The 20,713-nt window shown below is 69.4% G+C and carries 20 protein-coding genes; 7 read left to right on the forward strand and 13 right to left on the reverse strand.

The features are described from left to right. Window positions 1-5 precede the first annotated feature (5 nt). Together LXE91_RS28425 and LXE91_RS28430 are read right to left on the reverse strand one after the other, a co-directional pair. Window positions 6-1,808: a sensor histidine kinase gene (locus LXE91_RS28425; protein ID WP_039354553.1), complete on the reverse strand. Its 1,803-nt coding sequence runs from the start codon at window positions 1,806-1,808 to the stop codon at window positions 6-8. Beyond that, a complete protein-coding gene (locus tag LXE91_RS28430; protein ID WP_039354556.1) occupies window positions 1,805-2,449 on the reverse strand; it encodes a response regulator in 645 nt (214 codons plus the stop codon). The genes LXE91_RS28425 and LXE91_RS28430 overlap by 4 nt, the downstream gene beginning before the upstream one ends. Window positions 2,450-2,772: 323 nt before the next feature. On the opposite strand from LXE91_RS28430, the gene LXE91_RS28435 reads away from it, so the two are divergent. Continuing rightward, window positions 2,773-3,225: a hypothetical protein gene (locus LXE91_RS28435; protein WP_039354559.1), complete on the forward strand. Its 453-nt coding sequence runs from the start codon at window positions 2,773-2,775 to the stop codon at window positions 3,223-3,225. Window positions 3,226-3,327: 102 nt separating this feature from the next. After that, window positions 3,328-5,346, forward strand: a complete 2,019-nt coding sequence (locus LXE91_RS28440) for a VTT domain-containing protein (protein WP_039354562.1) — start codon at window positions 3,328-3,330, stop codon at window positions 5,344-5,346. A gap of 16 nt (window positions 5,347-5,362) precedes the next feature. On the opposite strand, the gene LXE91_RS28445 is transcribed toward LXE91_RS28440, so the two are convergent. From LXE91_RS28445 to LXE91_RS28460, 4 genes are all read right to left on the reverse strand, one after another. Continuing rightward, the gene (locus LXE91_RS28445; RefSeq protein WP_039354565.1) at window positions 5,363-5,692 is read right to left on the reverse strand and encodes a helix-turn-helix domain-containing transcriptional regulator; all 330 of its coding nucleotides are present in this window, start codon (window positions 5,690-5,692) and stop codon (window positions 5,363-5,365) included. Further along, window positions 5,689-6,021 carry a type II toxin-antitoxin system RelE/ParE family toxin gene (locus LXE91_RS28450; protein ID WP_039354568.1) on the reverse strand — a complete coding sequence of 111 codons (333 nt, stop codon included), beginning with the start codon at window positions 6,019-6,021 and terminating at the stop codon, window positions 5,689-5,691. Before LXE91_RS28450 ends, LXE91_RS28445 begins: the two co-directional genes overlap by 4 nt. A 367-nt stretch (window positions 6,022-6,388) precedes the next feature. Beyond that, the gene (locus LXE91_RS28455) at window positions 6,389-8,839 is read right to left on the reverse strand and encodes a flavin-containing monooxygenase (RefSeq protein WP_039354571.1); all 2,451 of its coding nucleotides are present in this window, start codon (window positions 8,837-8,839) and stop codon (window positions 6,389-6,391) included. Beyond that, window positions 8,826-10,541, reverse strand: a complete 1,716-nt coding sequence (locus LXE91_RS28460; RefSeq protein WP_039354575.1) for a GMC family oxidoreductase — start codon at window positions 10,539-10,541, stop codon at window positions 8,826-8,828. The genes LXE91_RS28455 and LXE91_RS28460 overlap by 14 nt, the downstream gene beginning before the upstream one ends. A 327-nt stretch (window positions 10,542-10,868) precedes the next feature. On the opposite strand from LXE91_RS28460, the gene LXE91_RS28465 reads away from it, so the two are divergent. Continuing rightward, on the forward strand, window positions 10,869-11,900 hold the full coding sequence (locus tag LXE91_RS28465; RefSeq protein WP_039354578.1) for an AraC family transcriptional regulator: 1,032 nt from the start codon (window positions 10,869-10,871) through the stop codon (window positions 11,898-11,900). A gap of 55 nt (window positions 11,901-11,955) precedes the next feature. Further along, a complete protein-coding gene (locus LXE91_RS28470; RefSeq protein ID WP_039354581.1) occupies window positions 11,956-12,465 on the forward strand; it encodes a GNAT family N-acetyltransferase in 510 nt (169 codons plus the stop codon). 16 nt (window positions 12,466-12,481) lie between these two features. Here the strand turns inward: LXE91_RS28470 and LXE91_RS28475 are convergent, their stop codons facing one another. The 3 genes from LXE91_RS28475 to LXE91_RS28485 all read right to left on the reverse strand — a co-directional run bounded on the left by LXE91_RS28475 (window position 12,482) and on the right by LXE91_RS28485 (window position 14,466). Further along, the gene (locus LXE91_RS28475; RefSeq protein WP_039354583.1) at window positions 12,482-13,435 is read right to left on the reverse strand and encodes a M29 family metallopeptidase; all 954 of its coding nucleotides are present in this window, start codon (window positions 13,433-13,435) and stop codon (window positions 12,482-12,484) included. A 58-nt stretch (window positions 13,436-13,493) separates the two neighbouring features. Continuing rightward, complete coding sequence (locus LXE91_RS28480) at window positions 13,494-13,616, reverse strand: hypothetical protein (RefSeq protein ID WP_006766865.1); 123 nt, start codon at window positions 13,614-13,616, stop codon at window positions 13,494-13,496. 394 nt (window positions 13,617-14,010) lie between these two features. Next, window positions 14,011-14,466 carry an Lrp/AsnC family transcriptional regulator gene (locus tag LXE91_RS28485; RefSeq protein WP_039354591.1) on the reverse strand — a complete coding sequence of 152 codons (456 nt, stop codon included), beginning with the start codon at window positions 14,464-14,466 and terminating at the stop codon, window positions 14,011-14,013. 117 nt (window positions 14,467-14,583) lie between these two features. Between LXE91_RS28485 and LXE91_RS28490 the strand changes: the two genes are divergently transcribed. Both LXE91_RS28490 and LXE91_RS28495 read left to right on the forward strand, forming a co-directional pair. Beyond that, entirely contained in the window at window positions 14,584-15,129 is a 546-nt protein-coding gene (locus LXE91_RS28490; RefSeq protein ID WP_039354593.1) for an RBBP9/YdeN family alpha/beta hydrolase, read from the forward strand. Window positions 15,130-15,355: 226 nt separating this feature from the next. Continuing rightward, window positions 15,356-16,630, forward strand: coding sequence for a YbfB/YjiJ family MFS transporter (locus LXE91_RS28495; RefSeq protein WP_039354594.1), 1,275 nt, complete (start codon window positions 15,356-15,358; stop codon window positions 16,628-16,630). A gap of 20 nt (window positions 16,631-16,650) precedes the next feature. Here LXE91_RS28495 and hpaC read toward each other — a convergent pair whose 3' ends face one another. Then, window positions 16,651-17,196, reverse strand: coding sequence for a 4-hydroxyphenylacetate 3-monooxygenase, reductase component (hpaC, locus tag LXE91_RS28500; RefSeq protein ID WP_039354714.1), 546 nt, complete (start codon window positions 17,194-17,196; stop codon window positions 16,651-16,653). Between the two features lie 351 nt (window positions 17,197-17,547). Between hpaC and LXE91_RS28505 the strand changes: the two genes are divergently transcribed. Then, the gene (locus LXE91_RS28505; protein WP_039364091.1) at window positions 17,548-18,180 is read left to right on the forward strand and encodes a response regulator transcription factor; all 633 of its coding nucleotides are present in this window, start codon (window positions 17,548-17,550) and stop codon (window positions 18,178-18,180) included. A gap of 52 nt (window positions 18,181-18,232) precedes the next feature. Here LXE91_RS28505 and LXE91_RS28510 read toward each other — a convergent pair whose 3' ends face one another. From LXE91_RS28510 to LXE91_RS28520, 3 genes are read right to left on the reverse strand one after another with little or no spacing between them, the layout of a single operon-like run. Beyond that, window positions 18,233-18,976 (reverse strand): SDR family NAD(P)-dependent oxidoreductase, encoded by a 744-nt coding sequence (locus LXE91_RS28510; protein WP_039364228.1) that lies wholly within the window; start codon window positions 18,974-18,976, stop codon window positions 18,233-18,235. A gap of 59 nt (window positions 18,977-19,035) precedes the next feature. Further along, window positions 19,036-20,160 (reverse strand): amidase, encoded by a 1,125-nt coding sequence (locus tag LXE91_RS28515; RefSeq protein WP_039364093.1) that lies wholly within the window; start codon window positions 20,158-20,160, stop codon window positions 19,036-19,038. Window positions 20,161-20,191: 31 nt separating this feature from the next. Continuing rightward, window positions 20,192-20,713, reverse strand: a complete 522-nt coding sequence (locus LXE91_RS28520) for a nuclear transport factor 2 family protein (RefSeq protein WP_039364096.1) — start codon at window positions 20,711-20,713, stop codon at window positions 20,192-20,194.

The following is a 20,713-nucleotide window of genomic DNA, read 5'->3' on the forward strand; positions in this document are numbered from 1 at the left end:
GGTACCTACCCGCGCGACCCCCCATCCCCGCCATGCGCGACCGTCACCGGCGCAGGCGACAGCGGAATCTCCACCTCGACCGTCGTCCCTTCGCCGAGCGTCGTCGCGATCCGCAGCGTGCCGCCGACGAGATACGCGCGCTCGCGTAATCCGACCAGCCCGAACGATCCCGACTTGCGCGGCACGCCGGGATCGAATCCCGTGCCGTCGTCGCGAATCGTCAGTTCGATCGCATTGCTCGCATGCACGAGTTCGACGCTCGCATGCGACGCGGCCGCGTGCCGCGCGACATTCGCGAGCGCTTCCTGCGCGATGCGGAACACCGCCGTCGCGTAAGGCTCGGCGAGCTGCAGCTCCGGCGGGTCGACATGCAACGTGCAGTCGATGCCGTGACGGTGCCGGAAATCCTCCACGAGCCACTGCATTGCCGCGGCGAAGCCGAGATCGTCGAGCATCAGCGGGCGCAGGTCCGACGCGATGCGGCGCGTCGCGGCCACGGCGCCGCGCGCCAGCGCATGCATCGCCGCGATCTTGCGCGCCAGCAGCGCATCGTCCGGCGGCACGCGGTCGATCAGCCATTCGAGATCGTTTTTCAGCGTCGCGAGCGTCTGCGCGAGTTCGTCATGCAGCTCGCGTGCAATGCGGCGCTGCTCCGCTTCGCGTGCGCTCGCGCTGATCGCGGCGATCTCGCGCAACTCCTCGCGCGACGCCTGCAACGCCCGCTCGGCCCGCACGCGGTCCTCGACTTCGCGCCGCAGGTCGCGGTTCGACGCGCTCAGTTGCGCGGTGCGCGCGGCGACGCGCTGTTCGAGCCGTTCGTTCGCGTCGTTCAACTGCGCGCTCTTCTGCACGACGAGCAGATGCTGGTAGCGTGCACCGGCCAGCGCGCGCACCGTCTGCGCATGCAGCCGGCCGTTCTCGAACAGCATCGCGAACAGCACGACGCCGGACGCGACGAGACCGTACGCGCGTCCCGCGTAGAAGCCGAGGTCGTAGCGCCCGTGATTCAGCATCGACGACAGCGCGATGTCGAACAGCCACGCGACGAGCACCGTCATGACCCACAGGTCGAGCACGGAATGGCGCCGCCGCCGCTGCCACATCAGCATCAGTGCGATCAGATTCAGCCCCCAGACGACCGTGATCGCGTTCGTCATCGTCGCGGCCATCCGGTTGCCGTTCATGATGCGCGGCAGCAGGTCGTGGCCGGCCGTGGCAAGCAGCGCGAGCGCGACCGTCGCGCCGACCGCGGCCACGATGCACAGCCCGATGGGAATCGCCGCGCGGCGCTGCGGGCCCGGGATCGGGCCCGGCGCACGCGACTTCGCGCGCAGCAGCGCATACGCGGCGACTGCCAGCGGAAAGCCGCTGTGCCAGAACACGTACAACCAGGCGGTGGTCTGGTCGCCGGCGCCGAGCAGGCCGGTCGGCGCGAACAGCCCGGGAAAGGTCAGCATGTGGGTGCCGGCCATGAAGCCCGTGAACAGGTAGCCGCCCGCGAGCACGAGCAGCGGCCGCTGGCGCAGGATCGCGTACTGGCCGAGCAGCAGGCCGGCGGTCACCATGTCGTTGACGACGATCGCCGACTGGTACACGGGGATGAATGCCCATCCCGGCGCAAGCGGCCTGCCCGCGAACGGCGCCAGCGCGGCGAAGATCACGGCGGAGATGAGCACGGTCGCGAGCGCGAGCCGCCGTTCGCGCCGGCCCGGCGGCAGCGACGACATGAACAGGCGCGACGCGTCCGTGTCGTCGTCGTCCGGGGGCGAGGGCGGGGATGAGGGCGGGACGCGGAAGGCGGCGGTCATGCGTCGCCGCCGGGGTCGAGTTCGTGGCGCACCGCGTAGCGCACCAGCGCGGCTTCGTGCGGCAGTTCCATCTTCTCGAGGATCCGTGTCTTGTACGTGCTGACCGTCTTCGCGCTGAGCGCGAGTTCGGTCGCGATCTGCGTGACGGTCTGGCCCGCGACGATGCGGCGCATCACGTCGAACTCGCGCGCGGACAGCCGCTCGTGCGGCAGCGTCGCGGCCGGTGTGCGCAACGTGAGCGCGAGGCTCTCGGCCGCCGACGGGCTCACGTAGACGCCGCCCGCAGCCACCTTGCCGACCGCCTCGACGAGCTCGGCGGTTGCGCTGTCCTTCGTCAGGTAGCCGGTCGCGCCGGCCTTGAACGCGCGCGCCGCGTACTGCGCCTCCGCATGCATCGTCAGCACGAGCGTGCGCAGCGACGGCGCGTGGCGTTTCACCAGCCGGATCAGCTCGATGCCGGTCGGCGCGGGCATCGACAGGTCGAGCAGCAGCACGTCGGCGGCGCCGCGCTCGACCAGCGCAAGCGTGGCCGAGCCATCGCTCGCCTCGCCGACGATTTCGAAACCGCCGGCCGTTTCCAGGATGTGACGCAGTCCGTCCCGCATGACTGCGTGATCGTCAGCCAGAATTACCCTGATCATCTAGCGATCCTCTTCGGGATGACGCCGCGCACTGCTGTCCGGTGTTCGCCACGGCCGTTCTTCTGACCAATATATTCCGCCGAATCCGAAAACGGTACACATTCGGGAAATTTTCGAGATAGCCGATCAGGGAATGTGTACTGAAACGAAATAATTCCCGGGAAAAAGTACGTGGCAGAGCAGGCGGGAATCAGGGTATTCCCTGAATATTTTCGAGCCTTGGAAAGGGCGGCGCGTCGCGTCGCGAGCCGCCCCGCGAACCTCCACGTTTCGGGACTAAACTGGTGCCCGATGCCACACCAACCGTCCCCGGGAGCCCCGTGATGATCGATCTTGCCGATATCCTGCCGTCCGCACTGCCCGCAGCCGTCGCGTGGGCCGAAGCCGAGGCGGCGCGCGGGATCGCGCAGGGTGCGCCGCTGACGCCCGGGCAAGCCGACGATGCGCGCACGGTGGGCGTCGCGCAGCCGGAGCGGATCCGCGTGGTGATCGTCGACCGCATGCCGTTCCCCGAGGTGCCGTCGCTCGCCGCGATCGCCCGCGACACGGGGCTTCTGGCGCCGGGGACGATCGGGCTCACGCTCGGCCATGCGGTGTATGTGCTGCGCGGGCAGGACACGCGCCGCCTGCTGACCCACGAATTCCGCCACGTGCATCAGTACGAGGCCGCCGGCTCGATCGGCGCGTTTCTCGCGCGCTATCTGCAGGAGATCGCGACGGTCGGCTACCACGACGCGCCGCTCGAGGCCGACGCGCGGCAGCACGAGTTCGATTGATCCGCCCCGCCGGCGCGACCGCGCGCACCGCCCGATGAACATTCACGATGCCGCCGCCGACCTGGTGTACGCACACCGGGGCGCTCCGCCGAGGCGCGTGCGATGAGCGACACGATCCACGCGTGGATCGGCGCGATCGGCGCACATCCGCTGCTCGTGCTTGCGATCGTGTTCGTGGCGGCCTGCGCGGAGGCGATCGCGCTGATCGGCACGGTCGTGCCGGCCGGCGCCGTGATGTTCGCGGCCGGTGCGCTGATCGGCGCGGGCGCGCTCGACGGCTGGACGACCATCGGTGTCGCGGCGGTCGGCGCCGTGATCGGCGACGGGATCAGCTACGAACTCGGGCGGCACTATCGCGGCGTGATCCGCAACGCATGGGCGCGCTTAGGCTACGCGGCCGCCTTCGCGCGCGGCGAGGAATTCGTGCTGCGCCATGGCATGAAGAGCATCGTGCTCGCGCGTTTTCTTGCGCCGGTGCGCGCGGTCGTGCCGGTCGTCGTTGGCTGCGCGACGCTGCCGCGGCGGTCGTTCTATCCGGTCAACGTCGTCTCGGCGCTCATCTGGGCGCCCGTGCACGTCGCGCCGGGCATCCTGTTCGGGGCGTCGGCCGCGCTGGCCGCGGCGATCAGCGTGCGGGTCGCCGTGATCCTGCTGGTCGTCGCGGCGCTGGTCGCGCTCGTGTGGATCGGCGTGCGCGTCGCATTGCGGCGCGGCTGGCCGCTGCTGCGCCGTGCGCTCGTCGAAGGCGTGCACGCCTGCGCGCGCCGCTGGCCGCGGTTCGGCGCGCGGCTGCACGACGCGATCGCCTACGTGCGCGGCCTGCCGGGCGCGGTGCCGGTGCTTGCGCTGCTGTTCATCGGCTGCGTGTGGCTGTTCGCGGGCCTCGTGCAGGATGTCGTCGCGAACGATCCGCTGATGCACGCGGACATCGCGCTGTATGCGTTCCTGCAGAACCTGCGCACGCCACCGGTGGATGCCACGATGCGCGCGCTTGCCGTGCTGCACGGGCACGATACGGGGCTGATCGTCGCGGCCGCGTTTCTCGTCTGGCTGTTGATCCATCGCTGCTGGCTGACGGCTGCGTGGTGGCTCGTGACGGTCGGCGTCGCCGTCGTGCTCGTGCCGGTGTTCGGCGCGGGCCCACCCGGTGCGACGCCCGCGAGCCTGCCGCCCGGTGCGCTGCACGTGCCGCTGCCCGATGCCGAAGCGGCGTTCGCGATTCTCGCGAGCAGCGGCCTCGGCTGGGTGCTCGCGCGCGACCGGCCCGCGCGGTGGCGGATCCCGGTCGTGACGGCGGTGGTGTTGTGGATCGTGCTCGGCGGCTTTGCGCGGCTGTATGTGGGCGACACGTGGCTGTCGGGCCTGCTGGGCGGCTGGAGCCTCGGGCTCGCCTGGTTTGCGCTGCTGGCCGGCGCTTTTGCGTACTGGCGCGTGCGCGAGCACGTGCAGCCGAGGGGCGCGCTCGTCGCGGTGATGGTGGTGCTCGCGACGGCCGGCGTGTGGACGGTGCCCGCGCAATGGCAGCTCGACCGCGCGGCGCGCCCGCATGTCGGCGACGTGGTCGCGATGACCGTCGACCAGTGGCTGCGCGGTGGGTGGCAGCGCGTGCCGGTGAGGCGCACCGAGATCGGCGGCGACCGCGAGGAATATCTGCCGCTGCAATGGAGCGCGACGTCGGACACGCTCGACCGGCATCTCGCACAGGCCGGCTGGCAGCGCGCGACGCCGTGGTCGCCGGCCACCGCGCTGCGCTGGCTGCTGCCGCAGGCGCCGGCCGATGCGCTGCCGGTGCTGCCGCGCTATACGCACGGCGAAAGCACGCGCCGCGTGTTCGTCCGCTTCGATCCGGCGCAGCCGGAAAGCCGCCTCGTGCTGCGGCTGTGGCGTTATCCGTACGTGCTGCAGGATGCGCTCGGCATGCGGCCGTTGTGGTACGGCGCGCTGTATCGCGAAACGCTGCACCGCCCGGCACGGCTGATGACTACCGTACGCACGACGACGGTCGACGATGCGGCGACGATTGCGAAGGCGCTGGCGGTCGAGCCGGCGATCGAGCATCCGCCGGCTGGGATGACGAACGCGCCGGCGGAGATGCTGCTGGTGTGGATGGTTCGGCCGTGAGTGGGCGGTGTGCCGCTTAGGCGTGCACCGGCTGCGCGGGGACGACGGACAGGCGCAGGCCGACGGTCTTGAGCACCGCGAGCAGGGTTTTCAGTGTCGGGTTGCCGTTCGGGGAAAGGGTGCGATACAGCGATTCGCGGCTGATGCCGGCTTCGGCCGCGACGGCGCCGAGCCCGCCGTACGCTTCCGCGACGGTACGCAGCGCGAGCAGGCCGGCCGCGCGGTTGTCGGGATCGTCGAGCGACTCCATCGCGACGCGCAGATAGGCCACCGCGAGTTCGCGGTCGGCGCCGAGTTCGGCGACTTCCGCGTCGTGGTGCGATACCGCACCTTTGAGCTTGGTCATGTTTGCCTCCGTTTCCAGTTCGACCAGTGTTCCTTGGCGCGCCTGATGTCGTCGGGCTGACTGCTTTTGTCGCCACCTGACAGCAACAGCACCAGTGCGCCGCCGTACCGCCCGAAATACACGCGATAGCCGGCGCCGACGTGGACGCGCAGTTCGATCACGCCTTCGCCGACAGACTCGCAATCGCCGAAGTTGCCTGTCTGCACGCGGCGCAGGCGTTCGCGAATCCGTGCCTGCGCAAGCTTGTCGCGCACAGCGTTCAACCATTCGGTGAAAGGCTCGCGACCATCGTCGCGCTGGTAGCGAAGAAGTTCGAACTTGGAGAGCATTGTAACTTATAAGCTACAAAAAGGAAGCGTGGTAAATGGCGTGGCCGTGCGAGCTGCCGGGTGGTGTGCGCGGGGCGTGCGCGCATTGTCGAGGCGGGGCAACACGCAACACCGCATGCGCGTTGCTGCGCATACGGTGCCTTCGGAGTGCGGGATTTCAGGCCGCGAAGCCGGCTTCCCGGACGAAGGTCATTCTTTCATCCGGGGCGCGGGGAGACGATTCGGCCGGATGGCCAAGGTCAATGGCGCGGTGACGGGCACGCGCGGCGGGTGGGGTGCATGGGGAACAGCATGAACAACAAGCCTGTCGGTGCCGGCGCGTCGCGCCTGGCGAGCCGACAGGCCTCCTGACGTTACTGCTTCATCGTTACGCCGTCGCCGCCACCCGCTGCGCCGCAAACCCCGCCAGCGTCCGCAACGCATCGCGCGCCGACCGCAGGTAAAACGCCTGCAGATGAAACACATGCCAGCGCGCCGCATGAATCTCCAGCCGGCACGGCACGCCGCAGGCCTGCGCATGACGGGCCAGCCGCTGCGCATCCGACAGCAGGACCTCCTGGTCGCCGGCCTGGACGAGCATCGGCGGCAGGCCCCGCAGGTCGGTGTCGAGCGGGCCGCGGGCCGCTACCGTACAGGCGCCGTGATACCAGCGCAGCCCCTGTTCGAGCCAGCCGCGGCGGATCATCGGATCGTCGTGACGGCGCGTAGCCAGCGTCGCGCCGCCGAGCGCGGGATCGGTCACGGGCGAGATCAGCAGCAGCGCGGCGGCAGCCGGCTCGCCGCGCTCGCGCAGCGCGATGGCCAGTGCCAGCGCCAGCGCACCGCCGGCCGAATCGCCGGCGATCACGATCCGGTGCGGCGCATGGCCCTGCGCGCGCATGGCATCGTAGACGGCCAGTGCATCGTCGAGCGCGGCCGGGCGCGGATGCTCGGGGGCCAGCCGGTAATCGGGCACCCACACCGGCAGGCCGGCCTCGTTCGCGAGCCGCGTCGTCACGCCGCGATGCGTGTGCGGGCCGCCGAGACAGAATGCGCCGCCGTGCAGATAGAGGATCGCGCCGCCCGTGTCGCCGCGTTTCGGCGCCACGACTTCGACCGGCACGCGGTGCGCGGACGTGCGGTAGCGCAGCGAGCCGCTCGTGCCCGGCATCAGCGGCGACAGCAGCGCAACGACGCGGCGCTGCATGCGCGCGCCGAACGGCGGCCCGATCAGCGGCCGGAAGGCCACCCGCAGGAAGCCGCGCAGCGAGGCGGCCGTGAGGGCCTCCAGCCGGCCGGCGGGCGGCGCGATCACCACGTCGCGCGCCGGTGCGACCGACCCGGGCAGCGGATGCGTGAAGCGGTAGGCGGACATCCCGGTGAAGCGCGTGATCCACCGGTAGGTCAGCGTGAAGCCCGGCCAGTTCGTGCTGTTGTGACCCGACGCATCGACATACCAGCTCTTGCAGCTGTTCCACACCGAACCTTCGAGCCGTTGCTGCACATGCACGTTGAAGCGCCGGTAGCGGCGCGCGTCGACGTCGATCTCGCGCGCACCGTCGCGCCGCATTGCACGCAGGCAGCGCATCACGTGCGCGATCTGGCTTTCGAGCATGTACACGATCGAGTTGTGGCCGAGGTTGGTGTTCGGGCCGTACAGCATGAAGAAGTTCGGAAAGCCGGGCACCGTGAGCCCGAGATACGCCTGCGCACCGCGCCGCCACGCGTCGTTCAGGTCGAGCCCGTCGCGGCCCGTGATGCGCATCGGCGACAGGAACTCGGTCGCCGCGAAACCCGTGCCGTACACGATCGCGTCGACCGGATGGTGCACGCCGTCGGCGGTCTCGATGCCGTCCGCCGTCACGCGCCGGATCGGCTGCGTGACGAGTTCGACGTTGTCGCGGCTCATCGCGGTAAGGTAGTCGCTCGACAGCAGGATGCGCTTGCAGCCGATCGGGTAGTCGGGGGTGAGTCGCGCGCGCAACGCGGGGTCCGGCACGTCGCGTGCGAGCAGCGCGTGGAACGGCCGGCCGACCGCGACCTTCATCAACGTGTGCAGTCGCGTGAACGCGATCGCGCGCGATTCGTAGCGCAGGTAGATCGAGGCGCGATGCAGCTTCATCGCCCACGGCAACCGGCGGAACAGCGCTTTCTCCCACGGGCGGTACGCGCGGTCGGGGCGCGGCATCACATAGGCCGGCGAACGCTGGAATACGACCAGCTGCTTCACGTCGCCCGCGATCGCCGGGACGAACTGGATCGCCGACGCACCGGTGCCCACGACCGCCACGCGCTTGGCCGTAAGCGAATAGTCGTGATCCCAGTGCGCGGAGTGGAACGCGCGGCCGCGAAACGTGTCGATGCCGGGCAGGTCGGGCATCGCGGGGCGGCTCAACTGCCCGGTGCCGCTGACGAGCAAGGCGGCGCTGAGCGTCGTGCCGTCGGCGAGCGTGACGCGCCACAGCGCAGCGGCTTCGTCGTAGTGGGCGTGTGCGACCTCGGCGCCGAAACGCAGGTAGCGTGCGAGCCCGTACTTGCGCGCGCAATGCTGCAGGTACGCATGGATTTCGGGCTGCGGCGCGAACACGCGCGACCACGCCGGATTGGGCTCGAACGAAAACGAGTACAGGTGCGAGGGCACGTCGCAGGTGGCGCCCGGGTAGCGGTTGTCGCGCCATACGCCGCCGACATCGTGCGAGCGTTCGACGATCGTGAAGTCGTGGATGCCGGCGCGTTGCAGCGCGATCGCCATGCCGATGCCGGCGAAGCCGGCACCGATGATGATCGCCGCGAGCGGGGCGGCGGAGTCGGCGGCGCAAGCGGTATCAGGCGACAACATGGCGGGTTTCCTCGTGCTGGATGGCATCGTGCGCGGCACGCACGGCAGGAGCGGTGTCGCGATCCGTCGCTGTCCTGACGGTTTCGTCTTGCGGCTGTACCGACGTGCGGCACACGCCGCGGATCAGGTCGACGGCCTTCTCGGCGATCATGATCGTCGGCGCATTGGTGTTGCCGCCGATGAGTGTCGGCATCACCGACGCATCGACGATGCGCAGCCCCTGCAGGCCGTGCACGCGCAGTTGCGGATCGACGACGGCGAGCGCGTCGTGCCCCATCCGGCACGTGCCGACCGGGTGATACACGGTGTCGGTACGCTGCCGCAGCACGTCGCGGATTTCGTCGTCGGTGTCGACGTTCGCGGTGAACAGGTCGCGCGTGGTCCAGCCGGCGAGTGCCGGCGCTTCCATCAGCCGGCGTGTGAGGCGGAAGCCCGCGACCATGTCGTCGAGGTCGCGCGGGTCGTCGAAGAACGCGGGATCGATGCGCGGCGGCGCGAGCGGATCGGCGCTGCTCAGCGTGACCGAGCCGCGGCTGCGCGGGCGCAGCAGGCACACGTGGCACGACAGCCCGTGGCCGGCGTGCAGCTTGCGCGCGTGATCGTCGACGAGCGCGACGACGAAGTGCAGCTGGATGTCCGGCGCGTCGAGTTCGGCGCGCGTCTTCAGGAAGCCGCCGCCTTCCGCGAAATTCGACGTCAGCATCCCGCGCCGTTCGCGGCGAAAACGCACCAGCTCGCGCAGCATGCGCAGGCCGCCGCCCGCGGACACGCCCATCGTGTCGACGCTGCGCGTGCGGTAGCCGAAGATGAAATCCGGATGATCCTGCAGGTTGCGTCCGACGCCGGGCAGGTCGGCGTGCACGGCGATGCCCTGTTGCTGGAGCGCGCGGCCCGGGCCGACACCCGACAGCATCAGCAACTGCGGTGTTTGCAGGGCGCCGGCCGCGAGCACGACTTCACGCCGCGCGCGCAGCGTGCGGACCTCGCCGCGCTGCCGCACCTCGACGCCGATCGCACGCGTGCCGTCGAACAGGATGCGCAGCACCTGCGCGTGCGTCTCGACCGTCAGGTTGTCGCGGCGGCCGACGTGCGGCAGCAGGTACGCGCGCGCCGCGCTCCACCGTTCGCCGTGCTTCTGCGTGACCTGGTAGATGCCGATGCCTTCCTGCTGCGCGCCGTTGAAATCGTCGGTGAGCGGCAGGCCGGCCTGCTGCGCGGCTTCGAGGTAGCGTGCATGGAACGGGTTGCCGGTGCGCAGGTCGCTCACCCACAGCGGGCCGTCGCGGCCGTGCCACGCATCGTCGAAGCGCTCGTTGTGCTCGCTCAGGCGGAAGTACGGCAGGACGTCGTCGTAGCGCCAGCCTTCGTTGCCGAGCGCGGCCCAGCCGTCGTAGTCGACGCGATGGCCGCGGATATAGACCATCGCGTTGATGGCCGACGAACCGCCCAGCACCTTGCCGCGCGGCTGGTAGCCGATGCGCCCGCCGAGGCCAGGCTGCGGCACCGTGTCGAAGGCCCAGTTGTTGATGCGGGTCGGCATCATCGCGACCGCGCCGGTCGGCACGTTGACGAGCGTGCCGTCGCCGCGGCCGCCGGCCTCGAGCACGCAGACGGTCACGGCCGGGTCCTCGGTCAGCCGCCCGGCGACGACGCTGCCGCCCGAACCGCCGCCCACGACGATGTAGTCGAAAGTCTTGCTCATGGATTCGTCCTCCGAGGGTCGATGGATCAAGCGGGGCGCGGCAGCGTGCACGGGCGGCCGGTGTGCGCCGGGCGGGGCGTGCGTGGCGGCGCGGGGGCGCGGGCGGACGCGGCGAACGTGGTGAATTCGGCGCGCCGGCATGTGAAGCGGGCTGCGTGATCGGTCGGGCGACTCGGTCGCATGGTGTCTCCTCCGGAGGGCGATGGCGTCGTTCGGGCGACGACTGGATGACGCCGATGGTGCTGGCCGCATGGGAAAACACCAATGCTGCTTCGGGACAATTGTTTTAGTATTTGGGCCAAATCGGCGCTTCGAGGGTTTCTCCGCATGAGCTTCTGGGATTTCACCCGGAGTCCGGCCAGTGCCCGGCTGCTGGTCGATTTCGGCGACGAACGTGGCGTGCCGCACACGACGCTGCTGGCCGGCACCGGGCTCGCCGACGCGCAGCTCGACGATCCGAAAGTCGAGGTGACGGCCGCGCAGGAATTGCGGCTGACCGGCAACCTGCTGCGCGCGCTCGGGCGCGCGCCGGGCCTCGGGTTCGAGGTCGGCCGGCGCTATCACTTCTCCGCGTACGGGGTGTGGGGCTACGGGCTGATCGCCAGCGCGACCGCACGCGACGCGCTCGCGCTGGCGCTGCGCTTCCTGCCGCTTACCTATGCGTTCACGGTGATCACCTACCGCGAGGAAGACGGCACGTGCGAGCTCGGTTTCGGCGCGCCGGAACTCGATGGCCCGCTGAGCCGGTTCCTCGTCGAGCGCGACATGGCGGCCGCGGCCGTGCTGCTGCAGGAAATCGGCGACGACACATTCGCGTTGTCGCGCTTCACGGTGCAGGCGGCGCGCACGCCCGCCATGGCGGTGCCGCGCATCGCCGGCGTCGAGCCGGTCTTTTCGGCGCGCGCGAACAGCCTCGCTTTCGACCGCGTGTTTCTCGACCGGCTGCTGCCGCACGCGAATCCGCTGACGGTGTCGATGTGCGAACAGATGTGCGGCCAGTTGCTCGAAGCACGGCGTGCGCGCGTGGGCACGTCGGAGATGGTGCGCCAGTACCTGAGCGCGACGCCCGGCCCCGCGCCGTTCTCGCTCGAGGACATGGCGCGGCTGATGAACACGAGCCCGCGCACGCTCAAGCGCCGGCTGCACGAGGAGGGCACGACGTTCCGGGCGTTGCTCGCGCAAGCGCGCGGCGCGATGGCCGAGACGTTGCTCGGCGACGCGCGCCTGTCGCTCGCCGAAGTGGCGGAGCGGCTCGGCTTCAGCGACCTGTCGAGCTTCTCGCAGGCGTTCAAGCGCTGGTACGGCGTGCCGCCGGGCGCATATCGCAGCGCGGCGCAACGGGAAGGCGGCCGTTCCTGAATCACGGTACGATCGCTGGCATTCCTGCCGACAGTCCAATCACGAGAGAGCCCGCATGATCACGATTCGCCCGATGACCGACGACGACTTTCCGCGCTTCTGGCCGACCTATCGCGCCATCGTCGCTGCTCAGGAAACCTACGCATTCGATCCTGCGCCCACACAGGAAGCGGCGCGCGCATTGTGGCTCGATGCGCCGCTCTGCACGTGGATCGCCGAAGAGGACGGCGTGGTCCTGGGTTCGTACTACCTGAAGGCGAACGCAGGCGGCCCCGGCAATCACGTGAGCAACTGCGGCTACATGGTGAGCGAGGCCGCGCGCGGCCGTGGCGTCGCGCGCCTGATGTGCGAGCACTCGCAGCAGGTCGCGCGCGAGCGCGGCTTCCTCGCGATGCAGTTCAACTCGGTGGTGTCGACGAACGAGGTGGCGGTCGCGCTGTGGCAGAAGCTGGGATTTGAAATCGTCGGACGCCTGCCGCGTGCGTATCGTCACGCGCGGCTCGGCTTCGTCGACAGCCTGGTCATGTACAAGTGGCTCGGCGACCCGCAGGCCGCCGAAGCCTGAGCGCGCAGCCGTTTCGTCAGACGGCGAACGCGCCGTCGAACACGATCCGCTCGTCGAGCGCGAGCGTGCCGCGCGCGAAGATCAGGTCGAGATGATGGCTGCCGTTTTCGCCGCCGCCGAGCCCGAGGTGCAGGCCCGGATGGCGTTCCTCGAACCCCGCGTTGCGGCCGTACAGCCCGCGAATCCCGAGGTTCGTGCCGATGCCGAATTCCTCGATCCGCCGGTGATTCGGATGCCGGTCGAGATAAGTCGAGAAGTCGCGCCGGAAGCCTTCGTTGCCGGTGTCGAACCCGACGATCGTACTGTTCTCGACCCGCAGCGTGGCGAGCTGCTCGGCCACCTTGTACTTGATCGCGAACGGCACGGTGCCGAGAAACGTGCCGCTGAAGACGACCGAGCCGTTGAGGTCGGTGACGTGCGTCGCGATCTCGCCGGGCACGACGTCGAGGTTGCCCATTCCGTCCACGCTCGTCCATTTCTGGTCCGGCGCAAGCGAGCCCGTCAGCGTGTTGCCGGCTTCGTCGATGAAGCGGATCTGCGACGCGTGCGCGGCCGCGTCGATCAGCCGGCCGTTGCGCGCCGCGATGTCGTCGAGCGATTCGGCGAACGCCTCGTCGAGATGCGGTCCGTAATCCTTGAACAGCACCGACTTGCTCCAGTGCTCGACGATCGCAGGACGGATCGCGGCGAGGAACGGCGGCCCGCTCGGCGACGGCGTGGGCAGGCACGACGAGTCGTACAGCAGCACGAACAGATCGGCACGATCGAGCGCGGCGGCAATGTCGGCGGGTGGGGTGCTTTCGAGGCAGAGTGTGGTCGCGTCGAGCGAATCGGGCAGGGCGGAAAACGCGCGCAACGCGATGTCGCGGTTGCGGGTGTCATGGCCGACCAGCAGTTTTCCCGACTCGCCGCGCGCCAGCTTGTCGCGCAGCGCGGGGTGGAAGCCCAGTGCGCGGTGCAGGTTCAGCATGCGTGTCTCCGGAAACGGCGGAAGGGCCGCAGCCCTTCCGCGAGAACGGGTGGCCCGCTCAGACCGGCCAGAGCGCGGTGCCGAACGGCACCACGGCGTCCTCGACCATCATGTCGACGGCCTCGGGGTGCGTGTCTTCCTGCATCCAGTCAAGCAATTCGATCTGCTGAGTGTCCTGCATGTCAATTCTCCTGTGGTGAACATGAGTGATTCAACATGAAAGCGCGGCTAAAAAGTTGCCACTCCTCATCACGCATTTCGTGAATGCGCGGCGAGTGGCGTTGATATTAGTCTGACGAATTTGCGAAAGCAATGCGTTGCAAGGTTTTTAGCCGAGACGTGCTAAACACGGCGGATTTGTGGATCACGTGCCGTAATACAGGGATAAAGCGAATGACGGATTCGATGTCATTTTTTCAATGAAATCGAATCTCGATCGATGCATTGCATCCGGCGATTTTTCATCGGGAATTCAATCGCCGCGATCATCGTGATCGAAGGCGTTCGCCGCGACCGTGCATGCGCGTGAACGTGTCGTCGATCATCGGCGGCGCGTCGGCGGCTCGACGCCCGTGTCAACCGAGCAGCGCCTTGCCGAGCGGCTTGGCCGGCTCGGACCGCAGCACCAGCGACGTCGTGACCGCGCCGAAGCGGGCAATCGCATCGATGATGGTTTCCAGTTGTCCCGGTGTCGGCACCAGGACCTTCAGCAGGAAGCAATCCTCGCCGGTCATCCGGTGGACCTCGATGACGTGCGGCATTTCCCCGAACGCGCGCAGCGCCGGCTTGATGTGTTCGTGCGTCGTCTTCAACCGGATGATGGCCATCATCCCCAACCCCAGCGCGGCCGGGTCGATCCGTGCGCCATAGCCCGAGATGATGCCGCGCTCTTCGAGGCGCTTGACGCGCTCCGACGTGGCCGGCTGCGACAGGCCGATACGGCGCCCCACTTCGGACAGCGGCATCCGCGCGTTTTCCTGCAGCGCCTCGAGGATCGACAGATCCAGGCGATCGAGCTCTCCGTTCGACATGTCCGCTTTCCCGTTCCGTTAATTCATCGGCATATTGTCTCAATATCCGATGATTTGCCATTCCCGGCCGGTTGCCGGCAAGCCAGACTGCGAGCTCGCTTATTCATGGAGACGGAGATGGACCAGACGATCGTGATCGTGCCGGGGATCGGCAACTCGGGACCGGATCATTGGCAGAGCCACTGGGAGGCCGCGCTGCCGGGCGCCGTGCGCATGGCGCCGGCGTCATGGGATGCGCCCGACCTGCGCGACTGGATGGCGGCGCTCGATGAAGCCGTTGCGCAAGCCGCGACGCCGCCGGTGTTGATCTGTCATTCGCTGGGTTGCCTGCTGTTCGCGCACTGGCGTGCGGCGTCGACGCGCGTCGTGCGCGGTGTGTGGCTCGCGGCGGTGCCCGATCCGGGCGGCCCGCGTTTTCCGGTTGCGGCCAGGGCGTTCGCGGATGTACCGGGCGGCGATTTCGGTGACGCGCCGGTGCTGGCGGCCGCCAGTTCGGATGACGGGTACGACCCGTCCGGGCGCGGTATTGCGTGGGCGAGCGAGCGTGGCGCGACGCCGTTGCTGCTCGGCGCGCGCGGCCATCTCAATACGGAAGCGGGATTGGGGGAATGGCCCGAGGGACGCGCGCTGTTGACCGCTTTTATGGCCGGATTGCGGCGGTAGCGCGGGCAAATTGCCGACCTGCTCGCGCGACGGCCCGCGGCGGGCGAGGCATGGACGATCCGGCTGCTGCGGCCGGGTTCCTGTTGGCCACGCATGCCGGCCCGCGACGGCTCAAGTATGATCGCTCGACAGAATCGGAAGCCTCGACAGTCGGGATCGCCGCGTGCGGAACACCGGTGCCGCCGTCACGATGCGTCGCGGCTTCGAACGACACAGGAGACACGCGATGCGCGCAGCGCCGCAACCGGAACATGCCGGCCCGTCGCGGCCGGGCACCGGCGCGACCAGCACCTACCCGGACCGTGACCGTGACCCCGATCGCATCGCCGCGTGGCGGCTCGCGATCTGCCTGTCGCTCGGCAGCGCGATCGCGCTCGGCCTCGCGCGTTTTTCGTATGCGCTGCTGCTGCCGCCGATGAAGGCCGATCTCGGCTGGACGTTCGCGCAGGCCGGCGCGCTGAACACGGCGAACGCGGCCGGCTACCTGGTCGGTGCCCTCGCGTTTCCGTTGCTGTCGCGGCGCTGGCGAGCCGGCTCGCTGCTCGCGGCCGGGTGCGTGCTGACCGCGTTGCTGATGGCCGCGTGCGGGCTCACGTCCGGCATGCACGCGCTGCTCGTGCAGCGGCTCGCGACCGGCGTCGGCAGCGCGCTGATCTTCATCAGCGGCGGCGTGCTGGCCGCGCGGCTCGCATCTGCATCGCCGCGCGACGCGGGTTTGCTGCTCGGCCTCTACTACGGCGGCACCGGATGGGGCATCGTCGCCGCGTCGCTGCTCGTGCCGGCGACACTCTCACGCGGTGTGCATGGCTGGCAGCCCGCGTGGTTCGCGCTCGCGTTCGCGTGCGTGCTGTTCTCGGCGGTGGCCGTGTCGGCTGCACGCCGCATCGAGCGCGTGCATGCGGCTCCGACCGTACCGCGGGACGGTGCGGCGCCCGCCGCGACCGCGAGCCCCGCGCGCTTCGCACTCGCGCTGGCCGGTTACGGCCTGTTCGGCGTCGGCTATATCGGCTACATGACCTTCATCGTCGCGCTGCTGCGCGGCGCGGGAATGAGCGGCACGGTGGTCGCCGCGTTCTACGTGATGCTCGGCGTCGCGACCGTCGTGTCGGCGCGGCTGTGGTCGGGGCTGCTCGACCGGATGCGCGGCGGCCAGGCGCTTGCCGTGCTCAACGCGCTGCTCGGCATCGCGACGCTGATGCCGGCGATGTTCGTGCATCCGGTGGCCGCGTTCGCGTCGGGCGTGCTGTTCGGCGCGACGTTCCTGTCGGCCGTCGCGTCGACGACGGCCTTCGTGCGCCACAACCTGCCGCCCGACGGCTGGGCGAAGGGGATCAGCGCGTTCACGACGGTCTTCGCATTCGGGCAGATCGCCGGGCCGGTCGCGATCGGCTGGGTGTCGGACAGTGCAGGGCTCGCGCGCGGGCTCGTGTACTCGGCGCTGACGCTGTTCGCGGGCGCCGCGCTCGCGGCCGGGCAGCGCGCGTTGCGTGCCGCCGCGTAATCACGCGCGAGAGGCGGCATTCACCGCACGCACGCGGTGCGCGACACGCGATGGAACGCACGGCTGAAGTAGATCAGGCTGTCGCCGTCGTCGCGCACGCGGATCGACGTCGCCTCGATGAACATCACCGAATGCGAGCCGACTTCCTTCATGTCGGCGATCGTGCCCTGCAGGCTCGCGAGCGCGTCGCGCAGCACGGGCACGTCCTGCTCGCCGCGATCCCACACGGGCAGGTCGAAGCGCCGCTCCATCGGCAGGTCGGTGAGCCCCGCGAAATGCCGCGCGAGCTGCTCGTGTTCGGCTGGCAGCACGTTGATGCAGACGTGGCGGTTGCGTTCGAACGTCGCACGCATCGCGCTCGACCGGTTCAGGCACACGAGCAGCGTCGGCGGCGTGTCGGTGACGGAGCACACGGCGCTCGCGGTGATGCCGCAGCGGCCGTGCGGCCCGGCGGTGGTGATCACGTTGACGGCCGCACCGAGGTGGGCCATCGCTTGCCGGAAGGCCTTCTGTGCGTCGGTCGGTTCGACGCGTGCCGGTCGCTGGATATCGGTCGTGGAAGACATGGGCGCTCCTGGTTGGACGAATGCGGCGATCGCGTGGCGCTGCCGGTGCAGCGCGGATCGCCGACGATGATCCAAGCGTACGACGCGAAAATGCCGGCGACCATTCGCACGATTGACGATGGAGATGGCGTTCTCGCCAACGCGTCTAAAGGTTCTACCTAGATGCGCGCCGCACCGCGCGAAAATATCGGAGATTGCACGTTCATGCGGCACGTGAAGGGGTTTTCAGCGGGTTTTCGGCTCGTTATGATGTGCCGCACACCCCCAGCGAACGACGCGCGCGACGAGCCGGAACCGGCCCCGTATGCGGCGCGTGCGATACCGATACTGATATTCAATGAGACACCCGCGATGACGTCACCCGCACCGATCGTATACATCGTCGACGACGACAACGGCATGCGGACGTCGCTCGCGTGGCTGCTCGAATCGGTCGGCATCGCGTCCGAGGGGTTCGCGAACGCCACCGATTTCCTCGCGCGCTTCGACGTGAACCTGCCTGCGTGCCTGGTGCTCGACGTGCGGATGCCGGAGAAGAGCGGCTTCGACGTGCAGGCGGAACTGAACGCGCGTGGCGCGACGCTGCCGGTGATCTTCGTCAGCGGGCACGGCGATATCCCGATGTCCGTGCGTGCGCTGCAGAACGGCGCGATCGATTTCGTCGAGAAGCCGTACAACTCGCAGCAGATGCTCGAGCGCGTGCAACGCGCGCTGCGGCTCGCGCAGCAGCGGCATGCGGTGGGCCAGCGTCACCGCGAACTGCGCCAGCGGCTCGATGCGCTGACCGCGCGCGAGAAGGAAGTGCTGCGCGGCGTGGTGGACGGCAAGGGCAGCAAGCAGATCGCGTCGGATCTGTCGATCAGCGTGAAGACCGTCGACGTGCATCGCGCGAGCATCAAGGAGAAGCTCGGCGCGACGTCGATCGCCGCGCTCGTGCGCGACGTGATGGTCGTGTGGGGCGACGACGGGGAAGCGTCGCGTTAGCGCGTCGCCGGAGCTTCGGCGACGCGCTAACGCAATGCACGGCGCTCAGCGCTCAGCGCATGTACAACCCGCCGTTGATGTCCCAGCATGCGCCGTTCGCGAAATGCGCGTCGCCCGACGCGAGCAGCACGGCCGCATCCGCAACGAAGCCGGCCGAGCCGAGCTTGCCGCCCGGCAGGCTCGCGAGCACCTGACGCAGCTTCTCCGGCGCGACGCTTTCATACACGATCGGCAAGTCGAGCGGGCCCGGCGAGATCGCGTTGACGGTCACGCCGCGGGCAGCGAGATCGCGCGCGAACACCTTGGTGAGCGTCAGCGTGCCGCCCTTGGCGGCCGCGTAGTGCGCGCCCGTCGCCGAGCCGCCGTTCTGCCCGGCGAGCGACGCGATGTTGACGATGCGGCCCGCGCCGCGTGTCGCGAAGTACTGGCCGAACACCTGGCAGCCGAACAGCACGCTGCGCAGGTTCACGTCGATCACCTGGTCGAACTGCTCGGCCGTGATCTCCATCGCGGGGACGACCTTCGATGCGCCCGCGTTGTTCACGAGCACGTCGATCGCGCCCCAGCGCGCGACGAGCGCATCGCGCGCGGCTTCGAAATCGCGTTTCGACGTGACGTCGAGCGGCAGCGCGATCGCGCGTTCGCCGCTCGGGTCGAGTTCGCGTGCGTGCGCCTCAATGGCGTCGGCGGCGATATCGGCCAGCGCGACACGGTAGCCGGCCGCATGAAAACGTTCGGCGATGACGGCGCCGAGCCCGCGCGCGGCGCCGGTGACGAGGACGACTCGGTCTGACATGGTGTGTGCTTCCGTGGTTCGCGAGCGCGCATCCGACGATGTCGCGCCCGCATCGTGGTTCATGAGGCGAGTGCCGCTTCGAAGTGTGCCGCAATGGCGCAGACATGTTCGTCCGCCCCCTTGCGGCCGATGATTTGCAGGCCGGCCTTCAGCGGCGAACCGGCGAGCGGCAGCGGCAGGCTGAGTGCCGGATGGCCGCTCAGGTTGAACGGCCGGATCAGCGACGACATCGCGATCACCGATACGCCATCGCGCGCCTGCTGCAGCGTGATCGGCAGCGCGGGCAGCGTCGGCAGCACGAGCACGTCCGCACGCTCGAGCGCGGCGTCGACCTGTGCGGTGAAGCGTGCGCGCACGGCTTCGGCTTCCTTCAATGCCGCAGGCGTGGTCGTCGCGGCCGCACGCAATCGTGCATCGAGGTCGGCGCCGAGCTTGCCGGTTTCGACGAGATGGCCGAATGCGCGCGACGTTTCCGCGTTGATCACGGTGAGCCCTGCGGCGAATGAAGCCGGCATTTCGTCGAGCACGACCGCGTGCGCGTGCAGGCCCGACGCGCGTACGGCCGCGTCGAGCGCGGCGGCGATGGCCGGGTCGGCATCGACCGTGACGTGCGCCACCGTACAGCCTGCCGCCGAGGCAGCCGCTTGTGCACGATCGAACCCCGGCGCGATCGCGGCCATTGCCGCAACCAGCGTGCGGATATCGCGGGCGAACGGCCCGACGCAATCGAGCGTCGTTTCGGCGGGCGCGACGCCGCGCCGCGACACGCGGCCGAACGTCGGCTTCAGTCCGGCCACGCCGCAGCAGGCAGCCGGCCCGCGGATCGAGCCGCCCGTGTCGGTGCCGAGCGCCGCATCGACCATGCCGAGTCCGACGAGCGAAGCGGAGCCGCTCGACGAGCCGCCCGGAATGCGCGTCGCGTCCTGCGGATTGACCGGCGTGCCCGTGTAGTCGTTGATGCCGGTCATGCCGAATGCAAGCTCGTGCATGTTCGCCTTGCCGGCGATCTGCCAGCCCGCGTCGAGCAGCAGGCGGACGACGTCCGCGTGTTGCACGGCCGGCGGGGCGTCGGCGAGCGCACGGCTCGCCGCGCGGGTCGGATAGCCTGCGATGTCGATCGTGTCCTTGATCGCGATCGTGGGGCCGGGGCCGCCGAGCGTGAAGGTGTCGATGAAGCCTGTCATGGTCGGTATCGTGAGCAAGCGTTGGAAAGCATCAGGACCGTGGCGCGGCGGCGATCGGCCAGGGGCCGTCGAGCACGCGTTCGGTGCGGAAATGGCGGATCAGCCACGCAGAGCCGTCGCCGGCCGGCGCGAAATCGACGGTCAGCCGCGCGGCGATCAGTTCGGCCGAGCCGTCCGCGTAGCGCGACGCCTGCAGCATGATCCAGCGGCCGCGCGCGCTCGCGTTGCCGGCGCCGATCTCGATCGACTCGGAGGTCAGGAAGTGCAGGTTCGCCGCGAAATGCGGATCGGGCGGCAGGTAGCGGCCCAGCATCGCGACGATCGCGGCCGTGCCTTCGAGGCGGCCGAACTTGCGCGCATACTGCGGGCCGATGCCTTCCCACACGGCATCGGGCGTGAACAGCCCGGCGAGCGCCGGGCCGTCGCCTGCATCCTCGGGCACGTCGCACAGCGCCATGTAGCGCGTGATCGTCGCGCGCACCGCGCGCTCGGCGTCGAGCGCCGCCAGGCGCTGCGCGAGCGCATCGATCAGGCCGGGAGACGGGGCGGTCAT

The organism is Burkholderia contaminans, assembly GCF_029633825.1.
Taxonomy (GTDB): Bacteria; Pseudomonadota; Gammaproteobacteria; order Burkholderiales; family Burkholderiaceae; genus Burkholderia; species Burkholderia contaminans.